Origin of the sequence: Peribacillus sp. RS7 (assembly GCF_041956845.1) — a bacterium.
Taxonomy (GTDB): Bacteria; Bacillota; Bacilli; order Bacillales; family DSM-1321; genus Peribacillus.
Genome location: NZ_CP168135.1, coordinates 4,158,170 through 4,173,756 on the forward strand (window position 1 = coordinate 4,158,170; position 15,587 = coordinate 4,173,756).

At 36.3% G+C, this 15,587-nt stretch carries 11 protein-coding genes and 2 pseudogenes; 10 read left to right on the forward strand and 3 right to left on the reverse strand.

Annotated elements, in window-relative coordinates; translation table 11 throughout:
- Positions 1 to 253: 253 nt before the first annotated feature.
- Positions 254 to 1,027: a DeoR/GlpR family DNA-binding transcription regulator gene (locus ACDZ29_RS20915; RefSeq protein ID WP_370014652.1), complete on the reverse strand. Its 774-nt coding sequence runs from the start codon at positions 1,025 to 1,027 to the stop codon at positions 254 to 256.
- Between the two features lie 269 nt (positions 1,028 to 1,296).
- On the opposite strand from ACDZ29_RS20915, the gene ACDZ29_RS20920 reads away from it, so the two are divergent.
- The 7 genes and pseudogenes from ACDZ29_RS20920 (at position 1,297) to ACDZ29_RS20950 (ending at position 10,149) form a co-directional block, all read left to right on the forward strand.
- Positions 1,297 to 2,283, forward strand: coding sequence for an ABC transporter substrate-binding protein (locus tag ACDZ29_RS20920; RefSeq protein ID WP_375088544.1), 987 nt, complete (start codon positions 1,297 to 1,299; stop codon positions 2,281 to 2,283).
- A 144-nt stretch (positions 2,284 to 2,427) separates the two neighbouring features.
- On the forward strand, positions 2,428 to 3,924 hold the full coding sequence (locus ACDZ29_RS20925) for a sugar ABC transporter ATP-binding protein (RefSeq protein WP_375091185.1): 1,497 nt from the start codon (positions 2,428 to 2,430) through the stop codon (positions 3,922 to 3,924).
- 2 nt (positions 3,925 to 3,926) lie between these two features.
- Complete coding sequence (locus ACDZ29_RS20930) at positions 3,927 to 4,913, forward strand: ABC transporter permease (RefSeq protein ID WP_375088545.1); 987 nt, start codon at positions 3,927 to 3,929, stop codon at positions 4,911 to 4,913.
- 30 nt (positions 4,914 to 4,943) lie between these two features.
- Positions 4,944 to 8,480 carry a GH32 C-terminal domain-containing protein gene (locus ACDZ29_RS20935; RefSeq protein WP_375088546.1) on the forward strand — a complete coding sequence of 1,179 codons (3,537 nt, stop codon included), beginning with the start codon at positions 4,944 to 4,946 and terminating at the stop codon, positions 8,478 to 8,480.
- Positions 8,481 to 8,569: 89 nt separating this feature from the next.
- Positions 8,570 to 8,778 (forward strand): annotated as a pseudogene (locus ACDZ29_RS20940) (IS110 family transposase); the annotation flags it as partial.
- A 540-nt stretch (positions 8,779 to 9,318) separates the two neighbouring features.
- On the forward strand, positions 9,319 to 9,516 hold the full coding sequence (locus ACDZ29_RS20945; protein WP_289316812.1) for an IDEAL domain-containing protein: 198 nt from the start codon (positions 9,319 to 9,321) through the stop codon (positions 9,514 to 9,516).
- 91 nt (positions 9,517 to 9,607) lie between these two features.
- Positions 9,608 to 10,149, forward strand: a pseudogene (locus ACDZ29_RS20950) (recombinase family protein).
- Positions 10,150 to 10,412: 263 nt separating this feature from the next.
- On the opposite strand, the gene ACDZ29_RS20955 reads toward ACDZ29_RS20950, so the two are convergent.
- Positions 10,413 to 10,895 (reverse strand): DUF456 domain-containing protein, encoded by a 483-nt coding sequence (locus tag ACDZ29_RS20955; protein WP_375088547.1) that lies wholly within the window; start codon positions 10,893 to 10,895, stop codon positions 10,413 to 10,415.
- Positions 10,896 to 11,446: 551 nt separating this feature from the next.
- Between ACDZ29_RS20955 and ACDZ29_RS20960 the strand changes: the two genes are divergently transcribed.
- Positions 11,447 to 11,686: a hypothetical protein gene (locus ACDZ29_RS20960; RefSeq protein WP_375088548.1), complete on the forward strand. Its 240-nt coding sequence runs from the start codon at positions 11,447 to 11,449 to the stop codon at positions 11,684 to 11,686.
- 243 nt (positions 11,687 to 11,929) lie between these two features.
- Positions 11,930 to 12,346 carry a hypothetical protein gene (locus ACDZ29_RS20965; protein WP_370014657.1) on the forward strand — a complete coding sequence of 139 codons (417 nt, stop codon included), beginning with the start codon at positions 11,930 to 11,932 and terminating at the stop codon, positions 12,344 to 12,346.
- A gap of 333 nt (positions 12,347 to 12,679) precedes the next feature.
- On the opposite strand, the gene ACDZ29_RS20970 is transcribed toward ACDZ29_RS20965, so the two are convergent.
- Positions 12,680 to 13,747: a site-2 protease family protein gene (locus ACDZ29_RS20970; RefSeq protein WP_375091186.1), complete on the reverse strand. Its 1,068-nt coding sequence runs from the start codon at positions 13,745 to 13,747 to the stop codon at positions 12,680 to 12,682.
- Between the two features lie 810 nt (positions 13,748 to 14,557).
- Between ACDZ29_RS20970 and ACDZ29_RS20975 the strand changes: the two genes are divergently transcribed.
- Entirely contained in the window at positions 14,558 to 15,541 is a 984-nt protein-coding gene (locus ACDZ29_RS20975) for a tRNA dihydrouridine synthase (protein ID WP_375091187.1), read from the forward strand.
- The last annotated feature ends 46 nt before the right edge of the window (positions 15,542 to 15,587 follow it).

Genomic DNA, 15,587 nt, shown 5'->3' on the forward strand with positions numbered 1-15,587 from the left:
GTAATTCCTCTTATGAGTAACTTGTTAAACACTCCAGCCGAAGGTAGAACAAATTGTGCAAGTTTATTTTTCTTTTGGATAGAAATATTTAGAAAATGACTATTTTCTTTTGTAAAATCCTTATTCTAAATTTATGCCGTTATGATAAATGATTCGATATAAAAATGAATTTTTTTCAATTTCAATCACTGTCTAAGGGTCAATCGTCAGTCACTTCTTAGATTAAGGAGTGTTTTTTTTCTGTTAAATAGCTTCAAGGTCGAGTATGAACAGAAATAACCTCAACCCCAAGGTCTTCCAATGATTTTTTAAAGGAAGGGTGGAGTCGATCATCCACAATAAATTTGTCAATTTCATGCAAGTCTGCAACCTTTGCAAAAGAGACCTTTCCCATTTTGCTAGAGTCGCTTAATAGGAAAACTTGCTGTGCATTCTGGATCATCAATTTTTTTATCCTAGCTTCAATTAAATTTGGTGTTGTCAAACCTTCAGTTAAATGAACACCATTTATTGCCACAAAAGCTTTGTCCACACGGATCATTTCCAAGTTGTTTTCAGCAAATGATCCTACCGATGCAAGCGTTTCATTTCGCAGGCTTCCGCCTAAAAACAATATTTCTATACCTGCAGTGGGTTTGAAATTTCTCATAATCAGTATGGAATTGGTGACTATTGTTAACTGGGAAAACTGTTGAAGATCTTCGAGGATTGGCAGAGTAGTTGTTCCAGCATCTAAAAGAATTGTATCTCCATCGTCTATAAATTCAACAGCTTTTTTTGCAATGGCTTTTTTTTCTTGTACATATTCAACTTCTTTATCCATAATCTTTGGTTCAAAATTAACAGCTTGTAAAGAAACAGCTCCCCCATGAGTTCTTTGAATCTGGTTAGTTGTTTGAAGTTCTTTCAAATCTCTTCGAATCGTTGATTGCGATACTTTTAGAAAATCACTTAAATCTTGGACTGAGGCTCTAGAATAGTTAGTAATAAAATCAATAATTTTTAATTTTCTCTCTTCACTGTACAAAAAAATCTACCTCCATCACAGTGTACATCGTAATTGTACACGATTAAGCAGAGCAATACATTATTTTTAAAAGAATTCTAAATTTTTAGAAAACATTGACAATTATTTAAGATTCTCATAAAATGGTCATATATAATCATAGTTGGTCAAAAAAAATCATAAATGATCAATTATGAAAGCGATTCCAAATGTATAGTGGGGAGGTGATACATTTTTTAACTAAGAATCTAACTCAATAACAGGCGAAATTCAAAAAACAGGAGGATTTTATGAAAACTTATCTAAAATCGTCATTTATTCTGATTATCATGTTGTTTCTGGTTGTTTTGACTGCTTGTAGCGTAATTGATACAGGATCAGATTCACAATCAAACAGTGCGAGAGGTGTTGAAAAAAATAAAAGTGACCAAAAATTAAAAATAGGGTTAACACTAGGAACGCTCTCTAATCCTTTCTTTGTTTCTATGTCAAAAGGAGCGAAAGAAGCGACAAAAGAAATGGGGGCTGAGTTAATTACGGTGAGTGCAGACTATGATTTGGCGAAGCAAACTTCTCAAATTGAAGATTTCATTACAAAAGAAGTTGATTTAATTCTTTTAAATGCAGTCGATTCAAAAGGAATTGCTGCGGCAGTACAACAAGCCAAATCAGCGGGTATCCCGGTTATTGCAGTTGATGTAGCTGCAGAAGGCGGAGTGGACAGTGTCGTTACATCTGACAATTACCAAGCAGGCAAAATTGCAGGTGAGTATATGATCAAACAATTAAAAGGGAAAGGAAATATAGCAATAATTGAAGGACCACCGGTATCTGCAGTTACTGATCGTATAAATGGTTTTGAAGAAGCGATTAAGAAATCAGAGATTAAGGTGATTGCTAAACAAAATGGAGAAGGAAATAGAGAAAAAGCGTTATCTGCAACAGAAAATATCTTGCAAGCACATTCGAAAGGCTCTATTGATGCAATTTTTGCTATTAATGATCCTGAAGCACTTGGAGTAAAGATTGCTCAAGAACAAGCAGAACGTGAGAAGGAATTTTTTATAGTGGGTGTAGATGGTGCTCCAGAAGCAGTCGAAGCTTTAAAAGAGAAAAAAAGTTTTACAGCTACTTCTGCACAGCATCCAGATGAGATGATGAGAAAAGCATTGGAAATTGGGAAAAATGTGTTGGATGGAAAGAAAGTAGACAAGTTAGTCAAAGTTCCTGTTGAATTAGTTACTCAAGAGAATGTGAACAACTATAAAGGTTGGTAATGAGATGCTGAATAAGATCTTCCTTAGAAGATCTTATCTTTTTTAAGAAATTAATTCATTAAGGGGGACAATAATGTGAACAGTGTACAATTAATTGAGAATGATGTTGTTTCGGTATCTGACTCTCCCACTCCCATTCTCAAAATGAAAGGGACCAGTAAGACATTTTCAGGAGTTACTGTTTTAAAAAATATTAATCTTGAACTCTATAAGGGGGAAGTTCATGCATTAATGGGGGAGAATGGAGCAGGGAAATCTACACTTATTAAAATATTATCAGGTATCTATCAGCCTGATGCAAATGGTGGCAGCATCATATATAAGAATAATTCTGTCACTTGGAGTGGTCCAGTGGAAGCGAAGAAACAAGGAATTAGTGTGATTCACCAAGAACTGAAGCTATCTCCAAATTTGACAATAAGTGAAAATATTTTAATGGGTACTAAATTTCCTGAAAATAAATTTGGCATGGTTAAATGGGATGATGTTTATCATAAAGCAAAAGAAATTTTACATTCAATGGGATCTGAATTAAATCCCAAAACGATAGTAGCCACATTAAGTGTGGCACAGCAACAAGTTGTAGAAATTGCTCGTGCTCTTTCATATAAGGCAGACGTGTTAATTATGGATGAGCCGACCGCGTCGTTAACTGATAAAGAAATTGAAAAGTTATTTGAGATAATTGAGGATTTAAAAAAGAAAGGTGTTGCTATTGTTTATATCTCTCATCGAATGGATGAAATTTTTCGAATTTCAAACAGGTATACCGTTCTAAGAGATGGCGAGTGGATAAATAGTGGACCAATCAAGGAAACAAATCCTGAGCATCTTGTAAAGTTAATGGTCGGAAGGGAATTAAACTCCCTTTTTAAGAGGCACACAAAAGTAGCTACTTCTCGTGTCGATGACACGAAGCCCGCCCTCGAAATAAATGGAATATCTGATAAAAGGGTTGTGAAAAATGTTTCGTTTAAAATATATCCTGGAGAAATTGTAGGACTTGCTGGTCTCGTAGGGGCAGGTAGAACCGAATTAATTCGAACTATCTTTGGAGCTTCTCAAAAAACAGGTGGTGAAATTCTGGTTAATGGAGAAAAAGTGAATATTACCTCTCCGAATGATGCAATCCGACATGGAATTGCCCATGTGCCGGAAAGTCGAAAGGAGCAAGGATTGTTTCTGAACATGAGTGTCAAAGAAAATATTATTATGAATGAATTAAAAAAATTTCGCAAAGCTGGTAAATTGAACTGGAAAGAAATTGGTCAAAAAGCAGATTACCTTATAAAAGAATTAGGAGTAAAGGTTTCTTCGTCTGAACAGCTTGTTGCCAATTTAAGCGGTGGAAACCAGCAAAAGGTTGTCATCGCACGGTGGCTCTCGATTGGTCCAAAGGTGCTACTTCTCGATGAACCAACTAGAGGTGTGGACATTGGGGCAAAAACAGAGATTCATAAAATTGTATCAAAGTTAGCTGAAGCTGGATTGGCAGTGTTAGTAGTTTCCTCCGAGCTGCCTGAAATTTTGGGAATTAGTGATCGAATTCTGGTAATGCATGAAGGTAAATTACAAAGGCATTTAACAAGGCAAGAAGCAACACAAGAAAAAATCATGTTTTTTGCTACAGGGGGGCAATGAAAATGAAAGCGAATACAACGGTTGTGACCACTGATAAAGCCCGATATGGAAAGGAAGCTCTACAAATTTGGAATCGCTTAGGAATGCTCATTATTTTAGTATTATTATGTGTTGTGCTGGCTTTTACTGCACCAAATTTCCTGGAGATGTCGAACTTGTTAAATGTACTTAAACAAGTGTCCATAAATGGTGTACTGGCAGCTGGAATGACGCTTGTCATTTTAACAGGCGGAATTGATTTATCTGTAGGTGCCATTGTTGCTTTATCAGGTGTTGTTTCCGTAATGATTTCCCAAGCGGGAGTACATCCGTTGGTGTCAATCTCTGCAGGACTTTTAGTGGGGGCTTTCTTTGGACTTGTAAATGGATTTTTTACAGCAAAAACTAAATTGCCAGCCTTTATTGTCACCCTTGGAAGTTTCACATATGTAAGAGGGCTTGCATACGTGATTAGCGGTGGCTACCCTATTGTTGTGGAGTCAGATTTGTTTAAATTTTTAGGAGCTGGTCGGCTGTTTTTAATCCCCACTCCTATCTATATCATGGTTATTGTGTATATTGGTATGTTCTTTGTCTTGAAATATACTATGTTTGGTCGTCATGTATTCGCAATTGGTGGAAGTGAGGAAGCGGCACGTCTTACAGGTATTAAAGTAGAGCGTACTTTAATGAAAGTTTATTCGTTAAGCGGGCTATTAGCGGGTCTTGCGGGTGTTGTTCTGGCAGGTCGATTATTTTCTGGACAGCCAACAGCAGGTTTAGGGTATGAACTTGATGCTATTGCCGCAGTAATATTAGGCGGCACGAGTTTAACGGGTGGTGTTGGGAGAATACAAGGGACCATTATAGGAGTTTTAATAATGGGTGTAATAAGCAATGGACTAACGTTAATGGATGTTGGATATTACTGGCAACTTGTTGTTAAAGGCGGTGTGATCATTGCTGCTGTTCTTATTGACCGATTAAGAAGCCAGTCTCAATCATTATAAAGTAAAACAAATTGCAAAGGTGTGAGGCCGTTGAAAAAAGCAATAGAAAAACTTTTAGCATGTGGTGTAATTTGTACTCTAGCATTAATCCTAGTTGTTCCGACATTTGCAGCCGATTCAAACTATTATAATGAAAGTAACCGAAATCAATTTCATTTTTCACCTGAAGCAAGTTGGATGAATGACCCGAATGGGATGGTCTATTATGATGGGGAATACCACCTTTTTTATCAAAACGATCCTTATAGTTCTAAATGGGGTCCTATGCATTGGGGACATGCGGTCAGTAAAGACTTAGTTCACTGGGAGCATTTGCCTGTTGCTCTGTATCCAGATGAAAATGGAATGATATTCTCAGGAAGCGCAGTGATTGATTATAACAATACTGCAGGATTTGGAAAAGAAGCAATGGTGGCGATTTTTACTCATGCTGATGGGGCAAAGCAAGTGCAAAGTCTTGCTTATAGCAATGATAAAGGAAGAACATGGAAAAAATATGAAGGGAACCCGGTTATGCCGAATCCTCCTATTTCAGATTGGCGGGATCCAAAGGTTTTTTGGCATGATCAATCAAAAAAGTGGGTGATGACGCTTGCAGCGAAAAACGATGTTATGATTTACACTTCACCCAATTTAAAGGACTGGAGCTACGGGAGTTCATTTGGTGTTGATCCTACATCGGTGCAAGCCACAAGCCTAGATAAGGATGGATCAGTGTTATCCAAACAAACAGGCAGTGACTTTGTTTATGAAGCGGATATAAGTGTACGAGAAAAAAATGGTCGAAAAGGTTCCGGGGAACTGGTCTTTCGTTCTGATTCTACCTTAAAAAATGCTTATCTTGCTGGATTGGATGCCAAATCCGGGAAAGTGACTTTAAGCAAATTGGTTGATGGAAAGAAAATCGTCCTTCAGGAAAAGAAAATTAAAGTGAGGGATGAAGACTCAACTAAGTTGAGAGTGGAAACTAAAAAGGATTTCATAAAACTTTCTATAGGAAACAACCCGGTTATAAAAATAACGGATAATTCGTATGAAAGTGGGAATTTTGGCTTATATAATAGAAATGCTGTTTCTGTTTTTAGGAATGTTTTCTTTAAAAATGCGACAAACTTTAAAACAAATATCCTTAGCTGGAAAGCTATAGATGGAAAATGGGAAAGTACGTTGGAAGGGAAGGTAGGGAATTCTAAAACAAACGGTAATTACGTATCTTCACAGGTTGGTGATCAATTTGGATATAGAGCGAACGTTATACTAAATGGGAAAAGTGCGAGAGGTGGACTTCTTTTCAGAGCTGACAAAAACGGTGAAAATGGATACATTGCCCAATTGGATGCTGGGAAGGGTAAGGTTAGTCTTTTAAAAATTGAAAACGATAGACCTACTATCTTAGCTGAAAAATCCATAAGTATTGATTCAAATCAAGTGTATGATGTTTCTGTTTATACTAATGGCAGCAAGATAAAGGTATTGATAGATAATAAAGAAATCATAGAACAGGTTGATACAACGTATGAGAGCGGGCATTTTGGTTTAACTGTCAGTAATTCAAATGTAACCTTTCAAGACGTGAATAAAGAAAATTACATTGTGGCAAAGGAACAAAATATTGCTAATCCTGATTTCGAGTCAGGAAGTCTAGAGGGATGGAACGTACTTGACGGTGATGCTTTTGGGGCAGCAAATGTTACAAAAGCTACTTCTTATTGGGGTGGTTCATTCGGACAACAGAATAAATATCATTTATGGGGATATACAGCAGAAAAAGGTGATGATGCAACCGGTTCGATTCGATCTTCCCATTTTACACTGGGGGGAAGCGGCGAAATTAATTTCTTGATAGGTGGGGGATATGATAAAAACCTTTATGTAGCGCTCGTCCGCGCCTCTGATAATAAGGAATTAATTCGTGCAGAAAACACCAAGTGGGCGGAGGATGAAAAGTATCGCCGTGTGACATGGGATGCTTCAAAATATATTGGAGAGACCGTCTATATGAAAGTGGTGGACAATAAAACTGGAGGTTGGGGACACATTAATGTGGACGATTTTCATGTATACAATCAGGGGTCACTGCCTATTGTTGTTGACAATGATCCAACTAAGACTGATACACCATTCGTAGGTAAGCAAAAGGGCTTGATTAAAGAATGGGACTTTATAAATGGTGAATGGACAGAAGGGACACAAGGATCTTATAGCGGAGTGTGGGAATGTCCAGAATTAATTCAGGTGCCGGTTGAAGGGAATCCGAATAAGAAAAAGTGGGTGTTGTCTGTAAGTATAAATGATGGAGCAGCAGCCGGGGGTTCAGGAATGCAATACTTTGTGGGTGACTTTGATGGAAAAAAATTCACGAATAATAATTCGTCAGACAAGGTTCTATGGACGGATTATGGGGCAGACTTTTATGCAGGTGTGACATGGAGTAATACTGGGAATGAAGGCAACCCATTATGGTTGGGATGGATGAGTAACTGGCAATATGCGAACGACACCCCAACTTCCCCATGGAGAAGCTCAACCACTGTTCCACGTGAATTATCGTTAGTGCAGACAAAGAAGGGGTTACAATTGAAACAAACACCTGTACAACAATTATTAACCTTACGAGATAAAGGTCTTAAGTTAAGCAACCAATCTATTATCCCTGGTGAAAATCTATTGAAAAATATTAAGGGAGATACGTTAGAAATCGAAGCGGAATTTTCAGCAAATAAAGCAAGTGAAGTTGGATTTAAAGTAAGAAATGGTAATGGACAATATACGACCATTGGATACAACCCTAGCAATGAAACAGTGTTTATTGACCGAACCCATTCAGGATATGATTTTGGTCCAAATGTTAAAAAAATACATGAAGCCCCCGTACAAAATACAAATGGAAAAGTGAAATTGAAAGTTCTTCTAGATCGTTCGTCCATCGAAGTGTTTGTTAATGAAGGGAAACAAGTGATAACTGATCAAATTTTCTCATCACCAGAGAATCAGGGTGTCGAACTTTATAGTCTTGGCGGTACTGCTCATTTACACTCTCTTGATATGTATACATTAAAAAGTATATGGGGAAGCAGTCCGATTGTTTCCAATCTATCTGGATGGACTACAATCAATGGTGAATGGGGAGACACTAGGGAAGGGAAACAAGGCCGCAGCGATGCTGACAGCTTTATAGTTGCCTCTCAAACCGCAAGTGATTTCACATACAAAACCGAGGTGAAGGTATTAAACGAGGGAGCTGGAGCTCTTTTATTCCGAGCAGATGAAAAAGCCGAAAATGGTTATATAGCTACAGTGGATGTACGTAATGATATATTGAAATTGTTTAAAATTGTAGATGGGAAGATTGAAGTTCTACAGGAAGAACATATGGTACTTAATCCTAATCAAACATACAAATTAAAAGTTACAGCAAAAGGCAGTATCATCCAAACTTATTTGGATGATAATCTGATCCTAGAAAAGTCTGATACGACTTTTAACAATGGGCGTGTAGGGTTAAATGTATGGAATTCAACTACTGTCTTTAATCATCTTTCTTTAGAGACACAAAATAAAAAATGATAAGTAAGGGCTGTTGGCATAGCCAGCAGCTCTTTTATCATGGAATATAAGCATTAGTACCGTTGATATAAGTACACGTTCACTAAGGGCGGCGTTTTACCAGACTACGTCATTCTCTGTATCTTGCCGTACTATGCGGCATAAGAAGTTCAAGGAACATAAAGCTTAAAGAATTCTATGATAAGAAAAAATCAGAAGGAAGACCGGCCAAAGTGTCAATCGTTGCCTGTATGAATAAGTTCTTCATTGGATTTACGCTCTATTAAAGAGAAAAGAAACGTTCCTAGATTTAGCCTAATTAACGGTTTTGTGAAACAGAGAAAAATCCTTCCAAAAGGGTTTTGGAGGGGTATTTGGCGTGGCCAAAAATAGTATATCATAAGGGAAATGAAAATTTTAGAGAAAGATATTGACATCCTATTAGCTGGTTTAGTTCAAGAAGGAGTATAAAAAAAGCCTGTATCAATGATTACTCGGTAATCTAAGATACAGGCTTTATATTTAGGCAACTAATTGTTCTTATATATATTTAAAGAATATAGGCTTTTCAACTGGATAATTGGAAAGTAACAACCAGAAGTATCAGCCTACCGGGATGTAGGCTTTATTTGTACTTTGTAATTCTAACACAACTACACAATTGTACAATTACACAAATTCATATTTTCTTCTTAATATTATAGATAGTCATTCTTGTTACCTGTTTTTTCAATTATATTTTTCACTTACTCATTTTCATTGAGCAAACGGATTATTTCATTGGAACTACTCGTTTAATTATTTGAATAATCTGAAAACTTTTGGTATAATAGAAAAAAGGTTAAGGAGTTGGTTTCCTATGGAAAAGAATTTGGCTAATACACCACCACAACCTGAAATAAACGTCAAGGATTCTGAATTTGCTGAAATGGTGATAAACAAAGCCCTTCTTGATTTCCGAAAAGAGCAAATCCGAAAAGAGATTGACCAGTCATTACAGGATCAAAACAAAGAAGAATTCCTACGATTAACAGAGGAATTGAAAAACATTTCTTGAAATGTTGTTTATAAAATGAACTTAACATATTTGTAACTTTAAGAAGTACGCCAAAACGCCAATCCCATATCTATAAGGGATTGGCGTTTGAGTGTTAATTGGATATGCACGTGTGTCGACGGGATTACAAAATTTACATTTACAGATGGACTTACGCAATATGGCTGTTCCAAAATTTTTCATGATAAAATGAGTGGGGCAAAAAGACAGCGTTCTGGTTTAGAGGAAGCACTTCAGTATGCACGTGAAGGCGATACGATTGTAGTTTGGCGATAGGATCGATTAGGACGCAATATGCAAGATTTAATTCAAATTGTGAATAACTTAAATGAACGTGGTGTGGGCTTCCACAGTCTACAAGAAAATTTAACAATGGAAAAAAGCAATGCCACTGGTCAATTGATGTTTCATTTATTTGCGGAATTTGAACGTAATTTAATTGAGGAACGTTCGGCTGCCGGACTAGCTGCAGCTAGAGCACGTGGTCGTCTTGGTGGACGTCCTGAAAAATTTGGACCGAAAGATATTGAAATGATGAAGTCCCTAATTGAAAATGGTACACCGATTAAAGACGTCGCAGAAAAATGGGGCGTATCTCGAACAACGATTTATCGATATTTAGAAAAGCAGTAATAATGAAGAAACCCTGCTAATCTTCTCTTATGAAGGTAGCTGGGTTTTAAAGTTGCATGTGTAAAATGGCACTTAAAATAAGTGCAAATTATCGCCTAAAGTGACATCCTTTCAATCTACTTATCTCACTAATAGTTCCTTTTCCTCCATCACTTTTTTCTCTTATTATCTTGTACCGGATAAGTCAATCCGGACTTCTGTTCATAGAAAAAGCTGACTGTTGAAAGTCAGCTTTTTCCTAATTTGAAGCCGTTGATAAGTAATTAAAAAATTACCGCTAAAATAAAAAAAACGATCATCAATAATTGAATTAATACTTTGGCTAAACTGCCGCCTAAAAAACCGATTATAGTAGCAAACCCAACTTTAGTAGCCTTCCTTATATCTTTTTGAATGATTAATTCCGAAAGGAGGACTGCTAAAAATGGTACGAGAATTATTCCAAAAGGAGGGAAGACAAATGACCCAACAATCGTGGCAATAGCTGCTATTGTCTCGGATTTTTTTGACCCCCCATACTTTTTAACGAAATAACTATTTGCGATAATGTCGGCCGCGATTAATACACCGCTCAACACAACCATACTGATCCAGAACCATAAGGATAACTCATCAGAATCAATGAGGAATTGATAAACTGCAAATCCTCCCCAAATGGCAACAACCGAGGGAATAATAGGATAGACAATTCCTACAAAACTTAAAGCAAATAAGACGATTGTTAATCCCCACCATAAAATATCCAATAAAACTCCACCTTTTCATACTTACTTATCATATATCTACTAAATTATATTTCTATTTAGGGACAAAAACCATTTATTCTTTTTTTGTATATAAAAAGAAGCAGACTTAATACTTCAACTTCAACCTTTTTTAAACAAAAGCACTTACCAGTTTTTATTGAAACAAAATTGACAGGGAAGGGGTCGTGGGTTCGAATCCCTCACAGGTCATCAACTAACAAAGGCTCAAATCCTTGATATAACAAGGATTTGGGTCTTTTTTTGTTTTTAAAGATATAGTTCATTATGTATTATTTACTCAATTGGTGGCGGATAGAGAAGGATTAAAACGTATTACAGGACAATTATTTGTAATAATTAATATTTCAAGGAACTGTAGGTAAAGCCTTTTGCTTATTCTGCTCACGATGGATGTTAAAAATAAGACCGTATTTTTGGCTTTTCTAAGGTCCATAATCATATTCTTAGGTAGACTCCACTTTATTATAATGTGTTGGATTACCTTTACTACCAAATACCATGCACGGGAATACTTCTTGGAAGCTCTGAACATGACGCATGAAGACTATGCAAAATATTGGCAAACGATGAAAGACTTCAGAGATAAATTTTCAGCTCACAGAGAGAGTGGTTACAACGAACCTGTCCACTACTTTGATATTGCGCATAATGTAGCACTTCATTACGTTTCTTGGCTTGAAAAGTATAATACAATGCCTTCACTTGAAATGATGGTAGAACAATATCAAGAAGAATTAAAACCAATGATGGTAAGCTTTAAAGCGAAATAAGTAGAAGGAGGAAAGTATGGAAGAGTAATTAAAAGCAAATTCCTTTCCTATTAGGGGTTCTTTTAGGGGATTAATCACACCTCTCGTAGGACTTACCCTCCACTTCAGTATATATAGTAAATATTTCCTTTGTTTTTAACTGTGTGATTTTAATATCTCAACAGTTTATTATATTGATAATGGAAGAATAACTTAATCTACAACTATAATGAAGTAAGTCTTTAAAAGGGAAGTGATAGTTAAATGCTTTATATAAGCGATATCGAAAAGATAATTAATAACACATTAAATGAGCACAATTTGGATATTATTTATGAATTTGACAATAATCTAAGTGCACCTATGAGTTATAACGTATCGACCAATACTATAAAATTCAATTACCTTCAAGTTAACGGTTATAAAGGGAAAATTAGAATTAAAGAGACAGAGGAAGACTTTGTTAAAATTATTCTTTATCGTATGATTGGTTATTATTTAGATTTTAAGAAAAACAAACATGATTTAAGGATTTTAATGTATGGTCACGAAGAAGAAAAAGAAAAGCTAAAATCTGAAATAGAAACTAATGCTTGGGATTATGGGAGAACATTAATACCTGAACAACTATTGGAGTCATATGATAAAGTTCGTGATTTAGATAAAATGCTAATAAATTAATGTACTCTAAGAAAATGGAGACCCGACTTTAAAACAAGAAAAAGAAGCCTCCTTGGAGAATCTCTCTGGAGCTGACTTTTGAGTTTGACTTGCCAAATGTAAAGAAATATCAATTTACTACTATACCAACAAAAATAAAGCAACAAATTTATATATTAAATCGGTGCTAATACTTATGCGAATTCTCTTGTTGTACTCGAAAACTGAACCCGTTAAACACAAGCGGTCTCTTTTATGTGTACACAATCAATATTAATGATTTACAATGCCTAAACAACAATAAATCGTATAAGTTAAAAGGGGACCATCATAATAGGTCCCCTTAGTAATAAATTAAGGCAAAAACGTTTTGTATTGTTCCATTAAATCACCAGCATAAAAGCTTGTTAACATTAAGAAAATTGCGAGTCCAATATATAATGAGAACCAGATGATTTTTGTTTTTAGACTCGATGAGTAATAAGATTGTTCTTTATCCCTGATTTCTGTTTGTTCTTGCACTTCTTTAAAGAAAGTTGCAACCGTTCGTTCATACGTGCCTATATTTTCAAAATCGGTCGGTCCGTACTGATATTCATTCGAATTAGCAGCATCAACTAATGACTTATATATATTTTCTTTTAACTCGTTCACTTGGCTTTCTTTTAGCTTATTATCTTCTAGGAGTGGGATATGCCAAGTCTTCGTTTTGTTTAGCTTCTGACTTAGTTGATTTAATTCCACATTCCAAATATTAAACAGGCGAATTTTTTCTTCTTCTGTCGCACCTGCATATTCCTCTAGCTGCTCTAAACCAAATTGATTGAATTCGATTACGCTATCTCTTTGATTTCTAGTTATCTCGCTGCGGAATTCTTTCCACCACTTTGTAATACCTAATAACAAGAAAAGAATTAAAAATGGATTTGGATGGAAGAACATATATACGACCATTCCGATAATCCCTAATACCCAAATCTTAGTAGAGATGACTCCTACTATACGTCCTCCATCTAGAGGATGTACAGGCATTAGATTAAATAGATTAATCATTGCCCCCAGTGTAATAACCAATAGCCAAAACGGATTTTCGGTCATAATAAATAGGGGAATGGCTGGTAGAAAAGCTAATGTACCTAATAAAGGACCTCCGAAGGCAAGATAAGCTTCTTGATTTGCGTTCTTTGGTTCTTCTTTGAGGGAAATTAAAGCTCCAACAAACGGTATAAAAATAGCATTAGATGTTTTGATTCCTTTTCTCTTAGCAGCAAGTAAATGACCCATTTCATGGATGTAAATTAAATAGATAAGAGCTACAGCGAATTTCCAACCGTAAACCAGTGCATACGCTCCTAATGAGATAAAAATAGAAATCAACGAACCTACTTTTGCTATTTTTAATAATGCAAACAACCATTTCATTTTCCCAAGAAAAAATAAACCGATTGCCCCAAGACTTAACCAACCTTTATTCGATTTAGTTTGTTTCAAATATGTACCTCCTAGAGATAATGGGAATTCAGATAATCCTAGTTATTCAACTAAGTATTTCTATCTGATGTCCTGATTGATTTTACTTCAACTTGCTAATATCCTTATTATATCGTAATCGTTGAAATTCTTGCGTAACCTATCATCATTGAAAACAACCCCTTTTTTTCGTAATGTAGCACTTGCAGCGGTGTACGAATATTTATCAGGATGATTTATTAATCAAAAATTATCTCCCGAGCACCCCATGTGTTGCCAAATAGACTCTGGACATGTAGAAGTCGTGACGGATTTGGAATTGAAGATGTCTAATTAAGATGTCTAATAAAAAAACGCTCTTGTTAGTTAAAATAAACATTTGCCAGTCCGACCCTGATTTCGTTAAAAAATACTTTTGCGATTTCGGGGTCTTTATCCTTTTAACCCCTTGTCAATCCAGTTTTCTTCCAATTTTCTTTTCAGTCTTTTTAGCAAACCTTTATTTTAACTCGAACAGTGGAATGCTGGTTGATGGGGTGGATTTCAGCAGGAGATATTTTGGTTGTGGTACAGAGTTTGTGAAGTTATAATAAATATTTCCGATACAAACCCCGATTTCGTGAAAATAAACATTTTTGATCAGTTTGATAAAATGCGTTTAAGCATGGTATAAGTGTAAAAGAAGCAGGTACATTTTGCTTTTTTAATTTTGGGATAAGGGGTTGGCCTGGTATCCCATTATGAGAGGATTTGAATTTGAATATGATAGATAATTTTTGGCGTGATTTACCACGACCTTTTTTTATACTGGCACCAATGGAAGAAGTGACGGATGTTGTTTTTCGCCATGTAGTGAGTGAAGCAGCCAGACCTGATGTGTTTTTTACAGAGTTTACAAACACGGAGAGTTATTGTCACCCAGAGGGCATCCATAGTGTGCGTGGGCGTTTGACTTTTACAGAGGATGAACAACCAATTGTAGCTCATATATGGGGGGATAAGCCTGAATACTTTCGGCAAATGAGTATTGGTATGGCGAAACTAGGCTATCGGGGTGTGGATATCAATATGGGCTGTCCTGTACCTAATGTGGCACAGAATGGGAAGGGAAGTGGCCTTATCCGTCGTCCAGAAGTTGCGGCAGAAATAATACAAGCAGCAAAAGCAGGAGGATTGCCCGTAAGTGTAAAGACAAGGATTGGTTACACGGATGTAGACGAATGGCACGACTGGCTAACACACATATTGAAACAAGACATTGTTAATCTTTCCATTCATCTGCGTACAAGAAAGGAAATGAGCAAAGTAGATGCTCATTGGGAACTAATCCCGGAGATTAAGAAACTTCGTGACCAGGTGGCACCAGATACACTCTTGACGATCAATGGGGATATTCCTGACCGTCAAACTGGCTTAAAACTCGCTCATCAATACGGTATTGATGGGATTATGATTGGGCGTGGTATTTTCAATAATCCATTTGCCTTTGAAAAGCAGCCGAAAGATCATAGTAGTAAGGAATTGCTTGATCTCTTAAGGTTGCATCTGGATCTCCATGATAAATATTCAAAATTAGGGCTACGCCCGTTCAAGGCTCTTCATCGCTTTTTTAAGATATATGTCCGTGGGTTTCGAGGGGCAAGTGAATTAAGAAATCAATTAATGAGCACAGAGTCAACAGATGAAGTGCGTGCATTGCTCGATAACTTTGGGTCAAAGAATCTTGATGGAATGGGTGAACAGTAGAAGTGTCCCAATTCAAGGTAAAAGCGAAGTAGGACGTTAAACTGGT